At 67.7% G+C, this 20,787-nt stretch carries 21 protein-coding genes and 3 pseudogenes; 14 read left to right on the forward strand and 10 right to left on the reverse strand.

Annotated features, from left to right (window positions below; genetic code table 11):
- The first annotated feature begins 20 nt into the window (after positions 1–20).
- Positions 21–2,411 carry a phosphoketolase family protein gene (locus ACQPWU_RS29010; RefSeq protein WP_433445309.1) on the forward strand — a complete coding sequence of 797 codons (2,391 nt, stop codon included), beginning with the start codon at positions 21–23 and terminating at the stop codon, positions 2,409–2,411.
- A 755-nt stretch (positions 2,412–3,166) separates the two neighbouring features.
- On the opposite strand, the gene ACQPWU_RS29015 is transcribed toward ACQPWU_RS29010, so the two are convergent.
- Positions 3,167–4,069, reverse strand: coding sequence for a LysR family transcriptional regulator (locus ACQPWU_RS29015; RefSeq protein ID WP_433444889.1), 903 nt, complete (start codon positions 4,067–4,069; stop codon positions 3,167–3,169).
- A gap of 201 nt (positions 4,070–4,270) precedes the next feature.
- On the opposite strand from ACQPWU_RS29015, the gene ACQPWU_RS29020 reads away from it, so the two are divergent.
- The 4 genes and pseudogenes from ACQPWU_RS29020 to ACQPWU_RS29035 all read left to right on the forward strand — a co-directional run.
- Positions 4,271–4,549 (forward strand): fumarylacetoacetate hydrolase family protein, encoded by a 279-nt coding sequence (locus ACQPWU_RS29020; RefSeq protein WP_433444890.1) that lies wholly within the window; start codon positions 4,271–4,273, stop codon positions 4,547–4,549.
- Complete coding sequence (locus ACQPWU_RS29025; RefSeq protein WP_433444891.1) at positions 4,549–5,268, forward strand: hypothetical protein; 720 nt, start codon at positions 4,549–4,551, stop codon at positions 5,266–5,268. The genes ACQPWU_RS29020 and ACQPWU_RS29025 overlap by 1 nt, the downstream gene beginning before the upstream one ends.
- Positions 5,269–5,404: 136 nt before the next feature.
- A complete protein-coding gene (locus tag ACQPWU_RS29030) occupies positions 5,405–6,229 on the forward strand; it encodes an aspartate/glutamate racemase family protein (protein ID WP_433444892.1) in 825 nt (274 codons plus the stop codon).
- 1 nt (position 6,230) lies between these two features.
- Positions 6,231–6,527, forward strand: a pseudogene (locus tag ACQPWU_RS29035) (IS982 family transposase); the annotation flags it as partial.
- On the opposite strand, the gene ACQPWU_RS29040 reads toward ACQPWU_RS29035, so the two are convergent.
- From ACQPWU_RS29040 to ACQPWU_RS29055, 4 genes and pseudogenes are all read right to left on the reverse strand, one after another.
- Positions 6,527–7,063, reverse strand: a complete 537-nt coding sequence (locus ACQPWU_RS29040; RefSeq protein WP_433444893.1) for a GNAT family N-acetyltransferase — start codon at positions 7,061–7,063, stop codon at positions 6,527–6,529. The pseudogene ACQPWU_RS29035 and the gene ACQPWU_RS29040 overlap by 1 nt on opposite strands.
- 183 nt (positions 7,064–7,246) lie before the next feature.
- Positions 7,247–7,972 carry a creatininase family protein gene (locus ACQPWU_RS29045; RefSeq protein ID WP_433444894.1) on the reverse strand — a complete coding sequence of 242 codons (726 nt, stop codon included), beginning with the start codon at positions 7,970–7,972 and terminating at the stop codon, positions 7,247–7,249.
- 260 nt (positions 7,973–8,232) lie between these two features.
- Positions 8,233–8,448, reverse strand: a pseudogene (locus ACQPWU_RS29050) (amine oxidase); the annotation flags it as partial.
- Positions 8,449–8,489: 41 nt separating this feature from the next.
- Positions 8,490–8,558 (reverse strand): annotated as a pseudogene (locus ACQPWU_RS29055) (putative quinol monooxygenase); the annotation flags it as partial.
- On the opposite strand from ACQPWU_RS29055, the gene ACQPWU_RS29060 reads away from it, so the two are divergent.
- Together ACQPWU_RS29060 and ACQPWU_RS29065 are read left to right on the forward strand one after the other, a co-directional pair.
- The gene (locus ACQPWU_RS29060) at positions 8,552–9,016 is read left to right on the forward strand and encodes a hypothetical protein (RefSeq protein WP_433444895.1); all 465 of its coding nucleotides are present in this window, start codon (positions 8,552–8,554) and stop codon (positions 9,014–9,016) included. The pseudogene ACQPWU_RS29055 and the gene ACQPWU_RS29060 sit on opposite strands and share 7 nt — an antisense overlap.
- Positions 9,017–9,047: 31 nt before the next feature.
- Positions 9,048–10,286: an MFS transporter gene (locus tag ACQPWU_RS29065; RefSeq protein ID WP_433444896.1), complete on the forward strand. Its 1,239-nt coding sequence runs from the start codon at positions 9,048–9,050 to the stop codon at positions 10,284–10,286.
- An 895-nt stretch (positions 10,287–11,181) separates the two neighbouring features.
- Here the strand turns inward: ACQPWU_RS29065 and ACQPWU_RS29070 are convergent.
- On the reverse strand, positions 11,182–11,547 hold the full coding sequence (locus tag ACQPWU_RS29070) for a hypothetical protein (protein WP_433444897.1): 366 nt from the start codon (positions 11,545–11,547) through the stop codon (positions 11,182–11,184).
- Between the two features lie 145 nt (positions 11,548–11,692).
- Positions 11,693–12,301 (reverse strand): aspartate/glutamate racemase family protein, encoded by a 609-nt coding sequence (locus tag ACQPWU_RS29075; RefSeq protein ID WP_433444898.1) that lies wholly within the window; start codon positions 12,299–12,301, stop codon positions 11,693–11,695.
- 12 nt (positions 12,302–12,313) lie between these two features.
- On the opposite strand from ACQPWU_RS29075, the gene ACQPWU_RS29080 reads away from it, so the two are divergent.
- Together ACQPWU_RS29080 and ACQPWU_RS29085 are read left to right on the forward strand one after the other, a co-directional pair.
- Complete coding sequence (locus tag ACQPWU_RS29080) at positions 12,314–12,487, forward strand: hypothetical protein (protein ID WP_433444899.1); 174 nt, start codon at positions 12,314–12,316, stop codon at positions 12,485–12,487.
- A 39-nt stretch (positions 12,488–12,526) separates the two neighbouring features.
- Positions 12,527–12,763, forward strand: a complete 237-nt coding sequence (locus ACQPWU_RS29085) for a LysR family transcriptional regulator (protein WP_433444900.1) — start codon at positions 12,527–12,529, stop codon at positions 12,761–12,763.
- A 374-nt stretch (positions 12,764–13,137) separates the two neighbouring features.
- Here the strand turns inward: ACQPWU_RS29085 and ACQPWU_RS29090 are convergent, their stop codons facing one another.
- From ACQPWU_RS29090 to ACQPWU_RS29100, 3 genes are all read right to left on the reverse strand, one after another.
- Positions 13,138–13,440, reverse strand: a complete 303-nt coding sequence (locus tag ACQPWU_RS29090) for a zinc-binding dehydrogenase (RefSeq protein ID WP_433444901.1) — start codon at positions 13,438–13,440, stop codon at positions 13,138–13,140.
- A gap of 147 nt (positions 13,441–13,587) precedes the next feature.
- The gene (locus ACQPWU_RS29095; protein WP_433444903.1) at positions 13,588–14,136 is read right to left on the reverse strand and encodes a hypothetical protein; all 549 of its coding nucleotides are present in this window, start codon (positions 14,134–14,136) and stop codon (positions 13,588–13,590) included.
- Between the two features lie 146 nt (positions 14,137–14,282).
- On the reverse strand, positions 14,283–15,527 hold the full coding sequence (locus ACQPWU_RS29100) for an MFS transporter (protein WP_433444904.1): 1,245 nt from the start codon (positions 15,525–15,527) through the stop codon (positions 14,283–14,285).
- A 67-nt stretch (positions 15,528–15,594) separates the two neighbouring features.
- Here ACQPWU_RS29100 and ACQPWU_RS29105 point away from each other — a divergent pair, with 67 nt between their 5' ends.
- From ACQPWU_RS29105 to ACQPWU_RS29125, 5 genes are all read left to right on the forward strand, one after another.
- Positions 15,595–16,071: a helix-turn-helix domain-containing protein gene (locus ACQPWU_RS29105; RefSeq protein ID WP_433444906.1), complete on the forward strand. Its 477-nt coding sequence runs from the start codon at positions 15,595–15,597 to the stop codon at positions 16,069–16,071.
- 1,258 nt (positions 16,072–17,329) lie between these two features.
- Complete coding sequence (locus tag ACQPWU_RS29110; protein WP_433445310.1) at positions 17,330–18,538, forward strand: MFS transporter; 1,209 nt, start codon at positions 17,330–17,332, stop codon at positions 18,536–18,538.
- Positions 18,510–18,872, forward strand: coding sequence for a nuclear transport factor 2 family protein (locus ACQPWU_RS29115; protein WP_433444907.1), 363 nt, complete (start codon positions 18,510–18,512; stop codon positions 18,870–18,872). Before ACQPWU_RS29110 ends, ACQPWU_RS29115 begins: the two co-directional genes overlap by 29 nt.
- Complete coding sequence (locus tag ACQPWU_RS29120) at positions 18,859–19,599, forward strand: SDR family oxidoreductase (RefSeq protein ID WP_433444908.1); 741 nt, start codon at positions 18,859–18,861, stop codon at positions 19,597–19,599. Before ACQPWU_RS29115 ends, ACQPWU_RS29120 begins: the two co-directional genes overlap by 14 nt.
- Before the next feature lie 141 nt (positions 19,600–19,740).
- A complete protein-coding gene (locus tag ACQPWU_RS29125; protein ID WP_433444909.1) occupies positions 19,741–20,508 on the forward strand; it encodes a glucose 1-dehydrogenase in 768 nt (255 codons plus the stop codon).
- Positions 20,509–20,787 lie beyond the last annotated feature (279 nt).

The raw sequence follows: 20,787 nt of genomic DNA on the forward strand, positions 1-20,787 counted from the left end.
GGCAGCGCCGGACCGCCACCATGGACCTGGTGAACCGGCTCGCCCATCCCACCGACGCTGACGTCGCCGCGGTCGACGCGTGGTGGCGCGCCAACAACTACCTGACCGTCGGCCAGATCTACCTGATGGCCAACCCGCTGCTGCGCGAGCCGCTGGCCGACGAGCACATCAAGCCGCGGCTACTGGGACACTGGGGCACCAGCCCTGGCCTGGCGCTGGTGTACGCCCACGCGTCCCGGCTGATCCAGTACACCGGGCAGCAGATGATCTACCTGGCCGGTCCCGGGCACGGCGGCCCGACGCTGGTCGCGGCCAGCTACCTGGAGGGCACCTACACCGAGATCTACCCGCACATCACCATGGACGAGAAGGGGCTGCTGCGGCTGTTCCGTCAGTTCTCCACACCCGGTGGGATTCCCAGCCACGCGTCGGTGCCGACCCCGGGCTCGATCCACGAGGGCGGGGAGCTCGGCTACGTGCTGCTGCACGCGTTCGGCGCGGTGATGGACAATCCGGATCTCATCGCACTGGCGGTGGTCGGCGACGGAGAGGCGGAGACCGGTCCGCTGGAGGGGTCGTGGAACGGGGTCTCCTTCCTGAACCCGGTCCGCGACGGCGCGGTGCTGCCGGTTCTCCACTTGAACGGCGCGAAGATCGCCGGGCCGACCCTGCTGTCCCGCAAGGACCGGGACGAGGTCCGGTCCCTGCTGACCGGGCACGGGTATGACGTGATCGAGGTCGAGGGCGACGACCTGCCCGGCATGCACCACCGGTTCGCCGACGCGCTGACACGGGCGTGGGCGTCGATCAAGGCGATCCAGGCGGCGGCCCGCAGCGGCGACTGGGACGGCACCCGGCCCCGGTGGCCGATGATCGTGCTGCGGACGCCGAAGGGCTGGACCGGACCAGACGTGGTGGATGGGGTGCAGGTGTCGGGCACATGGCGCTCTCACCAGGTGCCGCTGGCCGGAATAAAAGGCAACAAGGAGCACCTGCGGATCCTTGAGGACTGGATGCGCTCCTACCGGCCCGAGGATCTCTTCGACGACCACGGCGCGCCCGAGGCGCCGGCGCTGTCGATCAACCCCGAGGGAGAGCTGCGGATGAGTGGCAACCCGCACGCCAACGGGGGCCTGCTCACCGTCGACCTGGACCTGCCCGACTTCCGCGACTACGCGGTGCCGGTGAAGGCGCCGGGCCGGGACCGGCTCGAGTCGACCCGCAAGCTCGGCGAGCTCATGCGCGACACCTACAAACGCAACCCAGACCGGTTCCGGCTCTTTTGTCCCGACGAGACCAACAGCAACCGGCTCGGGGCGGTGTTCGAGGTGTCCGACCGGGCGTTCGCGGAGCGCGTGACCGAGGAAGATGTCGCGATATCGCGGGACGGCCGGGTGATGGAGGTGCTCTCGGAGCACGCCTGCCACGGCTGGCTCGAGGGGTACACGCTGACCGGCCGGCACGGCTGGTTCGCCACCTACGAGGCGTTCGCCATGGTGTCGGCCTCGCAGACCGTGCAGCATGCGAAGTGGCTGCAGGAGGCGCAGGATCTGGCGTGGCGGGTGCCGGTGCCGAGCCTGAACATCCTGCTGACCTCGACCGCCTGGCGCCAGGACCACAACGGTTTCAGCCACCAGGGGCCCGGCCTGATCCAGAATGTGATCACCCACCGCGGCACGATCAGCCGGGTCTACCTGCCGCCGGACGCGAACACGCTGCTGTCGGTGGCCGACCACTGCATGCGGTCGCGGTCGCGTGTGAACCTCGTCGTCATCGACAAGCAGCCACAGTTGCAGTGGCTGACCATGGACGAGGCGGTGGTCCACTGCACCAGGGGTGCCGGAGTATGGCCGTGGGCAGGCACCGAGGACGGGCGGTCAGACCCCGACATCGTGCTTGCGTGCGCCGGGGACGTGGTCACCATGGAGACCGTCGCGGCGGCGAACATCCTGCGCGAGCGGCTGCCACACTTCGCCACCAGAGTGGTCAACGTGGTCAACCTGATGACGTTGCCGCTGCGCGCGGTCCACCCGAACGGCATGGACGACATCCTGTTCCGGGAGCTGTTCACCGACCACGTCGACGTGGTGTTCGCCTTCCACGGCTACCCGGGCGCGATCCACCAGCTGGTGCACGGCCGGCCGGACCCGGACAGGTTCCATGTGCGCGGGTTCGTCGACGAGGGTACGACCACGACCCCGTTCGACATGGTGGTGCGCAACCGGGCATCCCGGTATCACCTGGTGATCGACGCGCTGAACGCCGCGCGGCGGACCCCGAGCGGGGCCAGCGAGCTGAAGGCGTGGTGCGAGCAGCAGCTCCTCCGCCACGAGCGGTACGTGATCGAGCACCTGCAGGACATGCCGGAGGTGCGGGACTGGTCGCTGGGCGACTGGGCAGAGCAGGGCTGAGCACGGTGGACCGGCCTCGCGGAGGAGGCGTATGAGAGTACCGCCTGTGGTCGAGTACCGTCCGCGAGAGCGAGCATTTGAGAAGTACGCCCACCAGCTTCCAGCAGATGTTCTGACGACGAAGGGGATCGCCGTGGCGCCCTCGATCGCACTCCACCACTCCCGTGGACGCAACCCGCGCGGCGTGCTCTGCCGAGTCCGCCAGGCACCGATCCGACACCGCGTCGAGCAGAACACCGCATCCGCGCGGCGCCGCACCCCGGCCCACACACCACGCCGCCGCCCGGACATCGCGCCCAGGCGGTCAGCCGCGCCCTCCGCGCATCCTGCTGTTCGAACCAGGCCGCCGCCTCGGCGGAGATTACCGTGGTGGCCAGCATCTGCGCTCCCGGGCACGAATTGCGCGTGCGATAGGCGCGCATTCTGCATGCCGGCGAGCAATACTGCCGTCGATCCGGCCGGCAACGGCGCCCCGCACACCAGGCACCGTCGGCCCGGCCTGCCACACCGGCCATCTTCCGCCACCATCACGCTGACGGCCAGCGTCGAGCGGCAGGCCTTCAGTCCCATCGCGGGAGGTTTGGCGGCGCGCCGTCACGTTCCGCGTGTCCCGGTGGGCCCGACCCGCATCGCCGTTGCCGCGGCTCGGATCGGTGAGCTCGTCGAGGCCGCGGCCCGCGGCCGACCGGCGAGGCCAGGCTCCCGGGCGACGCCTGACCCGTACGGCGCGCAGGAGCTGCAGACGGGACTCCGGCTCAGCTCGGGACGGGGACGACCTCGTCGAGGATGGCCAGCGCGCGGGCGAGCAGCGGGCTCGTGTCCCTCGCCCGGTGGACCAGGTGCAACATGCTGACGGTGCCGCGGATGGGCCGCGTCGTGACGCCTTCCCGGTGCAGCGTGCGGTAGGAGCTGGTCATCACGGTCGCGCCGAACCCGGCGGCCACCAGCGCGAGGATCGTCTGGACGGTGCGCCCCTGCTGCAGCACCTTGGGGACGAATCCGGCACGGTGGCAGAGCGAGATCACCTCGTCGTATGAACGGGGAGCGGAGTCGCGGGGCCACAGCAGCAGCGGAACGTCCGCGAAAGCGGATACCTCGACGGGCGCGGTGTCCCGCGCGAGGGGATGAGCGGCCGGCAGGAAAAGCGCGAGCGGCTCACGGACCCACGGCTTGGCAGTCAGCTTCGTGTCGTGCACCGGCAACCGGTGCACCGCCAGGTCGAAGGTGCCGTCCAGCACGCCCCCGGACATCTCGACGTCGTCGAAGAGCTCGACCAGGCGCAGGTCCACGTCGGGAAGCTCGACGCGCAGGCGGCTCAGGGCCATCCCGAGCCGGCCGTTGATCCCGGACCCGGCGAACGCCACGGTCAGTCGCCCGCTCAGCCCGCGCGCCACCGCCGAGACGTCGTCCAGGATCGCGTCGGCCTCGGCGAACACCCGCGCCGCGCGCTCCACCAGCGCCCGTCCCGCCGCGGTCGGCGTCAGGCCGCGCTTGCCCCGGACGAACAGCTCGGCGCCCAGCCGCTCCTCCAGCTCGCGAAGCTGCCTGCTCAGCGTCGGCTGGGTGAGGCGCAACCGGCGGGCCGCGGCGCCGATCGACCCCTCCTCGGCGATGGCGGTGACGTATGTCAGCACGCGCAGGTCATACTTCCAGAGCATGTGCGCGATGCTAATCGATGCCCCTTGGTTTCGTTCAGTGGGACGTTGCCGCACGATGTGCGCATGAGAACGCTGCGGACCGGGTCCCAGCGTTCGTGAACGGGAAGGGGGACACATGGCTGCGCGATCGTCGGCTCCGGCAACATCGGAACTGACCTGCTGTACAAACTCAAGCGATCCGAACTCGTCGACCTCGCCGACGTGGATCTGGGATGGCTGGAGTGCGTGCTCGCCGAGAACGGCACGCCGGTCGCGACCGGGACCGGCGCCGCCGTACTCGGCTCGCCGCTGAGGGCCGTCGCCTGGCTGGCCAACAAGCTCGGCGAGCTCGGGGTGAGCCTGGAGCCGGGGCACGTCCTGCTCTCCGGGTCGTTCACCCAGGCCGTCGCGGCGCGGCCGGGAAGCGTCGTGAGCGCGGACTTCGGCGGCTTCGGCAGGTTGTCAATGACGTTCGCGGAGCAGGAAGCGGAGGCGGTGTGATGGAGCGGATCGATCACCACAGCGGCGGGTACGCCTATCTGGCCGGCGGCACGTTCGCCTCCGGCGGAGTGATCGCGCTGGCCGGGATGGGCATCCGGCACGTCGTGCTCGACCGCCCGGTCCCGCTGCTGCCGGGGCTGGATTTGGTACGCCGGGAGCTCGACCATGCCGGACGCCCGCTGGTCGCCTTGTGCGGGCTGGAGCTACGCCTGCCCGCCGCCATGACCGAGCCGCGGTTCGAGGAGTTCAACGGCCGGTACCTGGAGCACCTCGGCAGGTGGGGACTGCTGCGGGACGGTTCGCCGCCGCTGGCGCGGACCAACGTCGCGCCGTCCACCGCGCCTCCGGAGGTCGCGTCCCTGCTGGCCTTCTCCTACACGGCGCCGACCCTGTCGGACACGGACGACATGGTGATCACCGGGGTGGCCGACGTGGGGCCCGACGGCGCCGCGATCCAGCCAGGCGACATGGTGGAGAGCGCGTCCTTCGTCGCGAAGGAGGTGAGCGCCCGCATCACCGCGCTCGGGAGCCGGTGGGCGCACGGTGACCGCACCCATCTCTACTGCGCGCGCCCGGCGGTGTTCGAGATTGCCCGCAGCGTGCTCGGCCCCCAGTCGTACGGTTTGGTCTGGCACGACAGCGTTCCCCCGGTGCTGGGACTCGAGCTCGAGATCGACGTCCGGCGCCATCACCGCGAGCAGACCCTGGAGATCACATGAACAGGCATCTGGGCATCCTGGGCCACAGCGCGGAAGGGGCGGCGCTCTGTTTCCGTGCCTTCTGCCAGCTGGGTGAGGGGGAACTCGGCGAGCACGAGCACCCGGACGTGACGCTGGACTGCATGTCGTTCGCGCGGTGCATACCCGCGTACGACCGCGGCGACTTCGACTCGATCAGGGCGATGATGGCGGTCAGCCTGGACCGCCTTTGCCAAGGCGGGGGCGGACTTCTTCGTGTGCCCGGACAACACGGTGCACCAGGCAGCCGGTCTACCCGGCGGCTCTCGGACGGCGCGGCATCACTGCCGAACCGCCCGACGCCAGCGACCGGAAACTCGTCAACGACATCATCTTCCGAGAACTCGTCAAAGGCGTCCTCACCGACGAGTCACGCGAGACGTTCAGGCAGGTCATCCAGACGCTCGCCGAGCGGGGATGCGACGCGGTGGCCCTCGTCTGCACCGAGATCCCGCTCCTCGTCACGCCGGAGTCGTCGCCGCTGGCCAGGCTGGACTCGACCCGGCTGCTCGCACGAGCGGCACTGGACGTGGCCATCGCCCGGGAGCCGATGCCTTCATGGCGGGGTGGGCCCTTTGGCCAGGGCTCCGCAGGATCAAGTCCATCGAGCAGACTCTCGCCGACATTGACGCACCGAGGACCAGGCTGCGCAGGGAACTGCGCACCCACCCTGCGCGCCATGGAGGCCGACGGCCTGCTCGCCCGCACTGATCCGGGCAGCAACCCGCCACACGTCGAATACGCCCTGACCGAGCTCGGCCGCTCCCCCTGCTGGTTCCGCTGCGTGCGGTGCGGCAGTGGGCCGAGGCTCACGTGCCGGACATCCTCGCAGCCCACGAACAGGCCAGCGCCGCGGATGCCTACTAGGTGGTTGATCCCAAGGGATGGAGATCAGCTGTTCGGCTGCGGACATGAAGCGAGGACGTTGAAGATCCGTTTGTGACTGGCTACGCTACGGCCGCGCCCACCGGATGGGCCTGTTTCCCTACCTGCCCAGCCAGTCCGGCTACAACAAACGCCTGCGCGCCGCCACCGCCCTGGTGCTGCGCCTGATCCGCATCCTCGGCCCGGGACACCAGCCTGTGGAGCGACGATGTGCAGGTGGCCGACTCCACCCCGGTCGAGTGCGGCCGCTCCCGGCAGACCGTCCAGCGCTCGGAGCTGGCCGACCGGGCCGGATACGGCTACTGCGCCTCCCACTCGTGCTTCTTCTGGGGCTGTGCCTGCATCTGCTGTGCACTCAAGGGTCAACTCGAGCAGTGAGATCGAGCGCGAAGACGACGCGGTCGAGCCCGGGGCCGTCGTAGTTCGGTTGAACGGGAACGTCGCCGTCACCACGTACCCCCAGCAGCATCTTGAAGCCGAGCCGGCCGTGGAACGCCTGAGAGGCGGTGTTGCCAGGGCTGGTGACGCAGTGGATGTGACGGCGGCCATGCGCATGCGCCTGGTCGAAGAAACCTCGGTAGAGGGCGGTGGCTATACCGCGCCCGTGCAAGGCGGGATCAACACCGACGAAGTGGATGTAGGCCACCTCCGGGTCGCTCTGCGAGAAGAAGCCGATCAGGAAAGCGGCGAGGTCACCGTCGGGCCGCTCGGCCAGGTAACTGGTCGTGGCGAAATGCTGGAAGAAAAGCCGCGGCAACAGCAGCGCCCGCTCCATCGATCCAGCTTCGCCGCCGAACCCGCCCCACCAACGATCGAGCACCGCAAGCACCCGCGCATGGTCCACGGCCGCGGGACGACGCACGGTCAATCCCTCAGGAAAATCGTTGATCAACGCCAAATCCTCCCAGCCCACACCTCAGTGGGCAACAGCTTATGCGCGGCCGCCGGTAGGCATATTGATCCTGCCGTGGCTCTGGTAGCCGCCATCGTCCATCACATGCGCACCCCGCCAGGCCACCTCGGCGCCCGAACGCCATGGTGCCGCTTCGCTGCCGTCGAGCGCCACAGGGGCTGGTCACAGCACGCGCTCCAGCTCGGACAGCCGCGCGGCCAGAGTGGTGACCGCGGCCTCCAGCCACTTCTCGCCCTGGGCCACTGTGGCGCGGGACGGGTCCTCGGTGTAGCCGTCGACGTCGCGCCAGAACGTGGCCGGCTGCACGAGCACGTCAGGGACCTGCGGGATCGCAGGGGCGGTCCGGTCAGGCAGTTCCTGGACCAGGTCGGATCGGAGGGCCAGCACCGCGCTCGTCTCGAGGACGCCCGCGTGACTGGGCGCCTGCCCTGCCATGTCCCAATAGTTGAGGTAGGCGGTGGATAGTCCGTAACGCACCACTGCCGCCGACGCCGCGTCCCGGCACACCCCCTGGTTGCCGCCGTGCCCGTTGACCAGCACCAGCCTGCGCCCGCCGCACTCGGCCACGCTCCTGGCCAGATCCAGCAGCACTGCCAGCAACGTCTCAGGACGCAGCGACAACGTGCCGCCGAAGGGCAAGTGCTGGTCGGAGGCCCCGGTCGCCACCGTCGGCGCCAGCACCGTCCGCGCCGACGAGGCTTGGAGCGCCCGCTCCACCACAGTGGTGACCAACAACGTGTCAGTCCACGTGGGCAGATGCGGCCCGTGCTGCTCAACCGCACCCACCGGCAGCACCACGAGCGAGCCGGGCAACAACTCCGTCAAACGCTCCCTGGTCAACTCCGTCCACCGGATGATCACAGTGTCACCGGTCCTCTCTTCTCGCACGAAACTCATGATCGCCTGCACCGGTGCCAGTATGCGCATCGCCTCCCGGGTTGACGCGTTCGGCTACCTCGATCTCCGGGCCCCGGCGTCCGTTGCGTGTTCCGCAAGCCCGTCACGAAGGCGGTGGGCGCCGCCATCGTGGGCGACGCCCCGTCTGCCCGATCGAGACAACCGGACGCGTCGAAGCCGTCCCCAGCGCGATCTCTTCGCATGCCGCTCACCAATGATTCTCGCCTGGAACGGGCAACTTGCTGCTCCCTTCACAGAAGAAACGGTGCCAATCGGTCGAACAAGTCTCCAGGACCGGGATTGTCGGGGTGAGTCGTGCCACCGAAATGGCGTATGACACCCCAGACGGCGTTGAGTGCCGTTTGCACGGCCCCCTCCGCATATCCCGGAACCCACGAAACGTCATCTCCGGCGAGAAAGAACCCTGAGCTGCGCATGAAGTGGGTGAAGAGTTGCGCAGGTCGTCGGCCGACCGCCACAGTTCGTAGAACACGAACGTGCTGAGATCTGCCACGTGGCGTTGGACCTGGTACTGCATCGAGCCAGGCTCGGCCCTGGTCGGCTCCACGAATGACATCAGCAGTCAGTATCGGACTTTCCGGCATGAGCCAGGGTGTTGTGATGGGCGCGAGGGACGCGGTATGGCGCCTCGCCCTGGATGTCGGTAGCGGGGACGGCGTACGACCAGATCAACCTGCTGGCCCTGGCGTGGGCTGCCCGCGCGACTTCGGTCTGGTGGCCCGTGATCTGCCGGCGATCGTGTCCGGTGTGAACGAGGCTTGCGATCTGGACCGGGGCGGGCAGACCAGCGTGGCGTTTCCTGATGAGATCCCCGATCCTTTGCTGGGGCAGGCACCTGATCGTCCGGATTCAGGACGGGTGCTCCAAGCCATCGGCTCGGCGCCGTACGCGGAGGCCACCGTCCTGCCGCCCCAAGGATGGGCGCAAGAGGCCATGGCAGTTTTCTTTCGCATGGTGTCTGTCTGGCCACTGGCAAGTTCTGCTGCGCACGCGATGATTTCGTGTGCCGCATAAATGCGGACGCATTGAAATTGGGGGTTTGGACATGCCTATCGGGCTTCTCGCCCTTGCACTGGGCGGCTTCGGCATCGGGCTCACCGAGTTCGGGATCATCGGCCTGTTGCCTGAAGTGGCGGCGGACTTCGGGGTCACCGAGCCGGTGGCCGGATATCTGGTCTCCGGGTACGCGCTGAGCGTGGCGGTCGGCGCCGTCGCGCTGACCGCGGCGATCGCCCGGTTCGACCGTAAGAAGGTGCTGCTCGCGCTGATGGTGCTGTTCATCGCGGGCAACCTGATCTCCGCGGTCGCACCGATCTACTCGGTGCTGATGGTGGGCCGGGTCGTCGCGGCGCTGTGCCATGGCGCGTTCTTCGGCGTCGGCTCCGTGGTCGCCGCCGACATGGTCGCGCAGAACCGGCGGGCCGGGGCCATCTCGTTGATGTTCGCCGGGCTGACCGTGGCCAACGTGCTCGGGGTTCCGCTGGGCACGCTGCTCGGACAGCAGCTCGGCTGGCGCTCGACGTTCTGGGCGATCACGGTCATCGGCGTCGTCGCGCTGATCGGCATCTGGCTGCTGGTGCCACGGACGCCGGCACCCGCCGAGACGAGCCTGCGCAGCGAGCTGGGCGTGTTCCGCCGGCCACAGGTCTGGGTCTCCGCCGCGGTCACCGTGCTGGCCTTCGGCGGCATGTTCGGCGCGTTCACCTACATCGCGTTCACGCTCACCGAGGTCAGCGGGTTCGCCACCACCACGGTGCCCTGGCTGCTGGTGCTGTTCGGAGTCGGCACGTTCGCCGGCAACTTCGCCGGCGGCAAGTTCGCCGACCGGGCACTGAACACCTCGCTGGGCGTGATTCTTGCGCTGCTCGCCCTGGTGCTCGCCGTGTTCGCGCTGACGGCGCAGAACAAGGTCATGACGATCGTCTCGCTGCTGCTGATGGGCACCGTCGGGCTCGCCACCGCACCCGGGCTGCAGCTGCGGATCATGGGGTACGCCCAGGAGGCGCCCACGATGGCCTCCGGCGCCAACATCGCGGCCTTCAACATCGGCAACGCGCTCGGCGCCTGGCTGGGCGGACTGGCCCTCGGCGCCGGATTCAGCTTCGTCTCACCGCTCTGGGTCGGCGCCGGAGTCACCGCCGCCGGACTCATCGTCCTGGTGGCCGGATCGCTACGGCCACGCCGCCAAATATCGCATGCGGACCCGGACCGGGCTGACCCAAGCGAAACAGCACCGGCCCGCCCCAGAGGCATGGGTGACCACGCCAGTCAGGAAACGGGTTGACGACATGAGGGAAACGGATTTCGCCCTCCCTCATGCCCCGCACGTGCGTGATCTAGCCAAGCGGTTCAGGCCGATACGACCGGGGAAACTCAAGATTTTCTACTCGTCGGGATAGGGGACCCACCTCGAACGCACGCCCGTACATCCCGCCGAGCGAAAGACCGGAGGATGCCTGCAGAGCGGCAACCCGCCGCAGAGCTTGGCGAAACTGGGCCTCGCTGCCGAGCTGGCTGGCGTTGTGGCCGGTGGTGACCAGCACTAGGCGGCGTTCTCGATGCCGAGCCCGGTCGCTTCCGGCGGGCCGGTCGCGGCGTGGATTGGTTGTACGGCCGGGTCAACGTCGACTGTTCGGCTGGGTTCAACGACAGCATCGAGGGCCGGCGTGTGGCATTTGGACACTCGATCCGTCTGGCGACGCCGTCCTAGGGCTTGCTTAGTGCAACTTAGTAAGTTCACTGAATATGTGCGGCGGAGAACGAAGGAGCGCGGCTGGATCGAGGCGGTCGGATCGGAGGAGCGGCGCAAGCCGTACCGCGTGACCGCGAGGGGACGCGACGCGCTGGGCCAGCAACTGGCCACGTTGCGCCGAGTCGAGGAGACAGGGACCAGACGTATGGGGGCTATCATGATGCGCCTGGTGGCAGAGGCGATTCTCAATCTCTATCCCAAGGAGTGGCGGCAGCGCTACCGCACGGAGGTCCGCGACCTGATCGCCTCGCGGCCAGTGCCCCCACGCACGGTGCTCGACTTGGTCGGCGGAGCAGCTGACGCATGGCTGCACCACCGGCGCATCCCCTGGGGCCAAGCCCTTCACCGTTTCGCTCACCCCGATTCTGGCCTGCGCAGCAGCACTCCTATGGATCGTATGGAACCTGGGCCTCGGCGACTCAGCCGCCTACCGCGAAACCTGGACGGAGGCGGCGAGCGCGGGCCCGATCGCCGGCCAACTGCGGAAGATGGCCATGCCCCTGTTTGTCGGGGCGGCCGCCACGGGGGTGCTCGCGGTCGTGCCTCTCCTCATGGATTCCTGGACCACAATGGGCCGCTTCCCACGCGGGTCGGCCGTCCAGACGGCAGCGCAGAGAGTCCTCGCGATGGCCTCGCCGGTGAGTGCCGGCCACATATCCTGTTCCAGGTCGGCGGGGTCGCCTGAGCGCAGGATCCGATTGCTGCGCAGCCGGTCGAGCGCCTGGGCGCCGGTGGCGCTGACCTGGGCGAGGAAGGCGTTGCCGTCGAAGCCCTGGTCCCATAACACGAGCATGTCAGGCGTCGGCAGGTGTAGCAGGCGCCGAGCATAGCCGCTCTCGCCGTCGCTGGTGGGGCCGAAGACCCCGCCGATCAGGGCCCCGCGTTCCGGTCTCGATGAGGGGCTGAGCCAGCGGTCCCTCCTTCGCGGCGTCCCAGGCTCATCGAGGGCCGCCACGCCAGTCGGGCATCGCCCGTTCGCCAACAGCGACCTCATAGGCCGCACGCGCCAGCAGACGGGTCGAATCCAACGTCGGCAAGGGAGAAACCTCGGGCGTGATCAGCAATGGAATCTCGGTGCAGACAAGGGCGACCGCGTCACAGCCTCGGTCGGCCAGCCGTTTGATGACGCGTAGGTATTCCTGACGTGACGCATCGTTGATTACGCCGTTCACCAGCTCTTTGAAGATGACCTCGTTGACGAGGTCGCGGTCGTCGGCGTCCGGCAGCTCCGCTGCGATGCCACGGGCGGCGAGCGCATGCGGGTACAGCGGACCGTCCATCGTGTATCTGGTGCCCAGCACGCCGACGCGGGTGCGCCCCTCGGCCGCGGCCTGATCCGCCACGACGTCGGCGATATGCAGGCCCGGCAGCGGGAGGTCCGGTCCCGGCACCTCCAGAGCCAGGTGGGCGGTGTTGTCCGGGCATACGAAGAAGTCGGCGCCGGCCCGGGCGAGCCGCTGCGCGCTGGTGGCCAGGGTTGCCCGGACGGTTGCGTGATCTCCCACATCCCAGGCGGGCATGCTGTATCCGAAGGCGATGTAGTCCAAGGTGATGTCGGGATGTTCGTTGCGGCCGGTCCGGCGGAATCCCTCCTCGCAGAAGGTGAGGAAGCAAAGGGCGGCTCCTCCCGTGCTGTGAGCGAGAACTCCAAGGTGTTTCACGACGGCTCCGGCATTTCAGGAAATCAGGACAGTTTCATTCTTTACCAGGGGATTCCCACCCGCCGACTCTGAGGCATCGATTGATATGGCACCCATGCCGTGGAGGCATGGATGGATCTGCGGTTGCTGGGTTACGTGGTCGCTATCGCCGAAGAGGGATCCATCAGCGGAGCCGCTCGCCGCCTACAGCTGACTCAGCCGACCCTGAGTCGGCAACTGCGTGAACTGGAACGCCGCTTGGGGGTTGACGTGTTCGCCCGCGTCGGCGCCGCCTCGTTCCCACCGCCGCCGGGGAGGCATTGGTCCAGCGGGCCGTGCACATGCTGGCCGACGCCGAAGCCGCTCTGAACGATGTACGGTTCGCCGCCGAGGGTAAAATCGGCTGCCTGTCGGTGGGGTTCGCCGGGTCGGGCATCAACGGCGCGCTGGGAGACACCCTCGGTCGGCTGCGAGCGGAACTCTCCGACGTCGACCTGACCCTGGTGGAACTGTTCGAACGTTCGACTTTAAGCACGAGCTTGCCGGTGATACTGCCGGACTCGATGCGGCGGGTGCGCCTGGGCGGCCTGCTTCAGCGGCAGCGTGTCGACCTGCGCCCGCAGTTGCCCGCTCGCGGCCACGGCCACAGCCCGACGCAGCGCCCGGCTGCCTCTGCGGGGAAAGCGGCGGAGAACGCGGCCAGGGTGACCCCGGAGACCGTCTTGTTGGTGAACCACAGTTCGTTAGCCGAGATCCCCGACGTCCTCGGCGCCGGAGGCGTTGCCCATGACCACCATCTGGCCCATCGGCGTGAGCAGATCCAGGCTGGTCCGTCGCACCGCACCGCCGACCATGTCCACCACGATGTCGAACCGACTGGACTCTGCCACGTGTTCGCGCAGGACAACCTCGTCGTAGCCGAACGCCTTGGCTGCCTCGATCTTGGCTGGGCTGCCCACGGTACTCACTACGCGGCCCGCGCCGAGCAACCGGGCGGCCTGGCCGAGTCGGCTGCCCGCGCCTCCGGCGGCAGCGTGTACGAGCACGGTTCCCCCGGTTCGATGCGAGCTACCCGGTCGAGCACGAGGATGAAGTCGGCGGAGGGAACGCATGTTGAACTGCGGCACGACACCTTGGTCTGGACGGTTTCGACCGGGGCCGTTCAAGTCATCCTGTCGGCGAGAAGGAGACCTTCAAGGCCAGTGGTCGCAGTCGGACCGAGGCGCCGGCATCCCCGGTGTGCTCATCCACGGCCGCTTCGATCTAGGCGCGCCGCTGCAGTACGCCAGGGAACTCAACTGCCGTCCTGGATCGACACCGCCCTGCGTCGTCGACAGCAGTTCCGAGGTCCTCGCCCCGGTGGAGACGTAAAACGCGACCAACGCCCGATCCCGATGCGACGGCAGCCGGGCGAAGAACTCGTTGAACTCCTCATCCGGGATGAAACGCGGGACCCGTTTGGGGACCTGCGGCCGATATAGCCCGGCCCGCTTGTCGGCGAACGGCTCCATCGGGTTGTGATGCGCATTGGCCCGGCCGCCACGCCGTGAATGATCCAGCGGAAACGGATCGATCAGAATCGGGCCGTCATCGATGCCCAGGTGGAAGTCGTAGAAGCGCGAAGCACCGTCTCGCTGCGCGCCCGCACCGACGCCGCGTACGGCTCCCCCGACGAGGTCTGCGACGAGGAGTCCCGACTCCGCCAGTGCGGACGTGTCGGCTTTCCAGCGACCAGCAGCCAACGGCAGAAGCCACCCGCGTAGCCCGGTTCCAGGACACGTCGATCGCCCACAGAAACTTTCTCTGCACTAAGCACGATGACACGCCACTGCCGAGAAAGTGGCACGAGCGAACTATGTACGACTGAGCTTCGGTGGGTGAAGCGGTCTCAGCTGGCCGAGCTCTCCTCGCGGCGGCTATCGATTGCTGATCGCGGGACGACCCGCTTCCTCGGCAGTAGCAGCATGCTGATGATTCCGCTGAGGACGGTTGCCGTTCCGGCGAGATAAGCGGTCCAGGTCAGGGAGAGCACCTGTGCAAGGCTGGGTCCGACGATCGCGCCCGCGAGCGTGGCCACTGCCTCGCCGGTGAACACCGCGGAGCTGGTACGGCCGAGCACCGCGTTGGGGGTCACTCGCTGGAGCGTCGTTTGTGCGGTGCCTAGGGCCATCGAGCCAACCGTCCCGATCAGGACGGCGGCGGGCAGCGCGGCGATCAGTGTGGTGGCGGAGAAGAGGAGTACGAAACCGACACCGGTGGCTGTGAGCACGCCGCCGAGCAGGTAGGCGGGCGGCACACGGTCGACGAGCATCCGCATGAGTGACGCGCCGAGCAGGAAGCCGACGCCCAGGGCCGACATCACCAGGCCGATCTGGCCGCTACCACCCAGCACGGTGATCCCGTAGGGGACCAGCAGCGCGTCCAGGCCAGCGTTCGCGCCGAGGAACAGTGCGTTGACCAGCAGTAGCGCCCACGCGGTCCGCTCCGCGCGCAAGAATGCCAGCCCTTCGCGCAACTCGACGAGGATGCGGCCGATTCTGCCGGGACTCCGCGTGGTGGGCGCGGCGAGCCGAGCCGTTAGTAGGATGGCGACTGCGGAGAGTAGGTAGGTGCTGGTGTCTAGCCAGACGAGCAGGTCGAACCCGACCCGGCCGAGCAGGATACCGCCGAGCGGGGCGCCGACCAGCCGCACTGCGCCGTCGGTGGCTGCGTTCAGGGCGTTGGCACTGCTCAACGACGGCCCGGTGCCCACGACCACTGGCGTGTGCGCCTGAGCGGCTGGCCGGAACATCACCGTGCCCACGCTCTCCGCCGCCAGCGCGAGGTAGAGCAGCCAGATGTCGCCCGGCTCGCGGGCGAGCAAGAGCAGCGGTATGACCGCGGCCCGGACGAGGTCGGCCAAGATCATGAAGCGCCGTCGGTCCCACCGGTCGACCAGCACGCCCGCGATCGGGCCCAGGAACACTGGCGGCAAGAACTGCGCGACCAGCGTCAGGCCGGTTGCGGCTAAGGAGCCGGTCAGCGTGAACACGTGCGCGGGCACCGCCACGACCAGCAGCCAAGAGCCGAGCAGGCTGACCAGCCGGGAGAACCAGAGCAGGCGGAAGTCACGGATCCGCAGGGCCTCGATCACAACACCACCCCGATCTATTCCATCAAGATAGCTATCATTGGTATTGTCTTGTCAAGACAGTTGGTTGGTGGAGGCGGTCGTGGACAGACATCACCTCGGAGCGCGACTGCGGACGCTGCGGGCGGCAAAGGGGCGCACTGTTGCCTCCGTTGCCATGGACGCGGGCCTGTCCGTGCCCTACGTGGCGAACCTGGAAAATGGCCGGGGCAACCCAACCGTGGACGCGCTGAATAGGATCGCCCAGGCACTGGGCACGCGGGCCACGATCGGGTTCGTCGCCGAAACCGATACCGATACCGGCACCGGCACCGTCGCGCTGCCCGCCACTTTGATACGGCTCGGCCGCGGCAGACGATTCCGTCGCGATATTCAGCTCATCGCCGACACTCTGGGCGAGGACCCGACGGCCCTGGCGGCGCGGATCCTGGACTTGCTGGCCCAGTTCACCGAAGTTACGGGCCGCGACCTCAACGAAGCTGATTGGTTTCGCCTGCTGGATGCGCTGATCCTGATCACCCTCCATCCACAGCCCGGAAGTAAGTGACAGGAGTCAGCGCACTCCTGGACCAGGAGTTGCACCGAAAGCGTGCAGTGCCGAAGTCGGAATGTCCGTGACGGGGATGGGCATCGACACCGCAGTACGTAAGAATTTCTCGATCGAGCCGACTGGAAAGCGAACGGTTGCCTGGTGCGTCCGGCCGCCTGCAAGTCGCGGAAGTACGAAGCCACCGCCTCGACCGGCATCCCGTCGGGATCGACCAAGCGATACGGCTCCCACTGGCTGCCGGTCGCCACCAGTGCCCCACCGCCGGAACACTCAGGGACGCTAAATCCCGCTGCGCTTCCTCTTCTGGGATCACGGGCAGCGACCGTAGACCCACAAGCTCCTCGCCCAGAAGCACCACGGTGACAACCTCGCCACCGATGGCAGGGCAAGTACGGCCACCCGATGCGTGGCAGGATTCTTGCGCATGGTGGCAAGCATGGCACTCGCCGGAGCGGGCGCCGCGGCGGGATGCTGACGGGGTGCGTATCGAGATCGTGGTCTCGACGGCTTCGATGAGCTGGACGTGTTCGGGCCGTTGGAGGCGTTGTCCGCAGCCGGGCACAGTGTTGAGCTCGTCGCCGTCGAGCGGCCCGGCCCGGTGACCAGCATGCGCGGCATCAGGATGGAAACCGCTGTGCCGGGGGTCGGCAGATGGCGCGCTGGTTCCGGGCAGCGGATGGCTGAACCAGGCACCGACGGGCGCCCGGGCCAAGGCACAGCGCGGCGTGCTCCCGCCAACCTCAACGCCTACGAGGAGTTGCACTTCTCCGGCTTTGATGTCGTTTCAGCGCCACATCGCTACCTGGAACGAACCCGGCCTGAACGCTCGACGTGCCGCGATCGCCGAGTTGTGGGCCGACGATGGGGCCTACACGCGGGGCTAGGGGCAACGGCACGTATGTGGAAGCGCGGTTAATCGCCTGAAAAGGTCTCTCCAGTACGCTTGGCAGATTTGAGCGGACAAGTACAGATGACCTCTGCCCCGAAGATCAGCGATGCGGGCCAGGGATCGAAGACACGCTCTTGATCTTAAGTGGGCGTTTGACTCCTATGCAGCTGACGCAGGTGACCAACTGGCTGGCCGACGTCCTCTGCACGCCATTTGAGCTGCAAGGACGCGATCCTGCAGGCCATTACCGATCTAAACAATAGTCGTCCTACATGACCACCTTCACCCAATTGGGCTAGCACCAAGCAGGGATCAAACGCCCACTCAAGGAGAAGGCATTTGAGGAGAAAAGAGGGCGCGGTGCACATGCGTTCTTCTACGCCGGCACTGCTCGCCCTGTCGCTCGGCTACTTCAGCCTGGGTACCGCGTCTCTGGCCGTCATCGGCCTGAGCGCCCCCATCGGAGCCGAACTGAACATCACGCCCGCCGCAGCCGGGACGCTCGTCACCGTCTTTTCGCTGGTGTTCGCCCTGGCGGCCCCGCTGGCGTCGGTGCTCCTCGGCAGGATGTGCCGCAAGCGGGCGCTCCTGTTAGGGCTCGGACTGATGATCGTCGGAGGTGCGGCGGCCGCGCTTGCACCGGACTTCGCCACACTCACGTCGGCCCGGGTGCTGGCCGGGCTGGGCGCGGGCGTCTTCGGACCCGCCGCGTCCGCCGTGGGATCGACGGTCGTTCCGGCCGAGCAGCGTCCCCGCGCCCTGGCCACGGTGTTCGCGGGCATGACCGCCGCCACCGTGCTCGGCGTGCCGCTGTCGGCATCGGCAGGGGGCGTGGTCGGCTGGCGCTGGGCCATGATGGGCGTGGTGGTGCTCACCGCTGTCGCGTTTGGGCTGGTGGCGTGGTTGCTCGGCCCGATTACGCCGGGCCCTGCGCCGTCCGCACGGGTGTTCGGTCAGATGGTGCGCGCCACGGGCGTGTTGCCGATGGTGTCGACCACGCTGCTGTTCATGACGGCGCAGTTCGTCGTGTACGGCGTCGCGGGTGCGTATCTCGCCGCCAGATTCGGCGCCACACAGTCGGCGATATCGCTGGTGCTGTTCATCTTCGGCATCGTGGGGATCATCGGCAACGTGAGCGGTCCCCGGGCGTACCGGCGCTTGGGTGGCGCGCTGACGATCGCGCTCGCGCTGGCCGGCCTGGCGATCGCCCTGCTGGCGCTGTCCGGCGCGCCGTCATCGCTCGCTCTGGGCACTGCGGTGTTCGCTTTCTGGGCGTTCTTCAGCTCCCTGTTCATGGCTCCGCAACAGACTCGCCTGGTCGAGCTGCAGCCTGAACAGCGCGGCATCCTGCTCGCGCTGAACGCTTCGGCCATCTATCTGGGGATGAGCCTGGGCAGCTTGCTGGGCAGTGGTCTGCTCCCCGAACTCGGCGCTCGGCCGCTGTCCGTGCTGGCCCTGGTGCCCCTCGCCTGCGCCGGCACCGCACATGTCGCCTCCGTCCGTACCCCCATATTTGTCCGCGATCGAATCACTGAAGGAAAAGATCATGTCAGAGCTGATCCGCGACTACCTTGAGCTGGTCTGGAACCAGGTCCGCACCGACCTGGCCGACCGGTTTCTGGCCGAGGACCTTATCCAGCACAATCCGAATCTTCCGGATGGCCGCAAAGCGCTGGCGGACTTCGTCGACGGCTTCCGTGGCCAGTTTCCGGACGCGCATTTCGAGATCCGCAGGCTCGCCGCCCAGGATGATCTGGTGTTCGTTCACAGCTTGTTCACCACGCATCCGGGTCACCGCGGCGTGGCCGTGGTCGATGTGTTCCGCATCGCTGACGGGCTCATCGCCGAGCACTGGGACCTGCGAGAGGACGTCCCCGAGACCACGGTGAGCGGCAATGAGATCGTCTGACGCTCCGCTCAGGGGTAAGGTCGCGATTGTCACCGGCGCGGCAACCGGCCTTGGGGCGGCGATCGCGATCCGGCTGGCGGCCAAGGGCGCCCATGTCGTGGTCAATCACCTCCCGCAGCAGGCGGAGCAGGCCGCCGGCGTCGTCGCCGCCAGCGGCGGGACAGGCGTCGCCTTCGCGGCCGACATCACCGACACGGAACGACTCGCAGACCTTTTCAAGACCGCGATCAGCCGGTTCGGCGGTCTGGACATCCTGGTCAACAACGCCGTGTTGCCGGTGCTCAAGCCGATGGCCGAGGTCACCGAGGAGGAGTTCGACCGCAGTTTCCAAGTCAACGCCCGGGCCCCGTTCTTCGCCATGCGGCTCGCGGCTCGGTACCTGCGCGACGAAGGTCGTGTCATCAACATCTCCTCGCACACCACGGGCCTGTTCTTCGCGCGCTACGGGCTGTACGACGGGGCGAAGGGAGCTCTGGAGCAGTTCTCCCGGATCTTCTCCAAAGAGGTCGGGCGCGGCATCACCGTCAACGTCGTCTCTCCTGGCCCCACCGACACCCCCGAATTCCGCACCCGGCCCGCGGAGTTCATCGCGAGCCTGGAGAAGATGACCTCGATGGGACGCATCGGCAACCCCGAGGAAATCGCCAACGTCGTCGCCTTCCTCGCTTCCCCGGAAGCGAGCTGGGTGACAGGTCAAAACATTCGCGTCAACGGAGGAGTTGTCTGACTTCAGTGCTTCCTCGCACTCTTCATGGCCGAGGTGGCTACGGGCGGCAGCAGAGCCCTGACGTCCGCTCCTGCCATCGGGTGCTGGGGGTTGCCGCCGAACCCGAACGCGTCGGCAGTGCGAAGGTCAAGTATTCGATGAGTGCTCACGATTGTGGAGGATGCAGTGGCAGTACTGAAGGGCAAGACCGCCGTCGTCACCGGAGGGTCACGAGGCATCGGCCGCGCGATCGTAGAACGTCTTACACGTGACGGTGCGGAGGTGGTGTTCAACTACGCGCAGAACGGCTCAGCCGCTGCCGAGGTCGTGCGTGCGGTCGAGGAGGCGGGCGGCAGCGTCCGTGGCGTTCAGATGGATCTGACCGAGCCAGGTGCCGCTAAGCGGTTGATGGAGATCGCCGAGCAGGACCTGGGAGGGCTGGACATTCTGGTGAACAACGCCGCGATGACCTTCACTCCGACGCCCATCGCCGAGACCGAGGAAGATCTTTTCGACCGCGTGATGGCGGTCAACGTCAAATCGGCGTTCCTGACCATCCGGCATGCCGCCAGGCGGATGCGCGACGGCGGGCGCATCGTCAACATTTCCACCGTCAATACTGTTCGTCCCGCGCCGGGTATCGCCCCCTACATCATCAGCAAGGGGGCTCTGGAGCAATTGACCGCGGCGGCGGCCCGGGAACTCGGCACACGCGGTATCACCGTGAACACGGTGTCCCCGGGCGCGACGGACACTGATCTCCTGCGAGGCACCAACTCCGCAGAGCAACTGCAGATGGTCGTCGCGATGACCCCTCTCGGCCGGCTCGGACAACCCGCTGACGTCGCCGACGTCGTCGCGTTCCTCACCAGCTCGGACGGCCGCTGGGTCACTGCCCAGAACATCCGGGCCACGGGAGGAGTGGCCTGATCCCAGCGTGCGGCACCCCCCCAAGCGAGTGGAGCTGATGAACGCCCGCTCTCTGCGCACCTTCCTCGACGGAGTTCACTCTTGATCCCTGCGGGGTGCCGCACATCCCCTGGCCCGCAGCCTCCCGTCGTCGGCGGCGCCCGGTGACTGGAGTCACGCACGCCGGGGCGGGGGAAGACTCAGGCGGTCCTGCACTCCGGCGGCCTCACGGCACGGCCCCAAAGCCTGACGGCTGCGGATACGAGATAGTCTTTAACAAAACCATCTACTATGGTCCTA

This window comes from Nonomuraea sp. CA-141351 (genome assembly GCF_050944675.1).
Taxonomy (GTDB): Bacteria; Actinomycetota; Actinomycetes; order Streptosporangiales; family Streptosporangiaceae; genus Nonomuraea.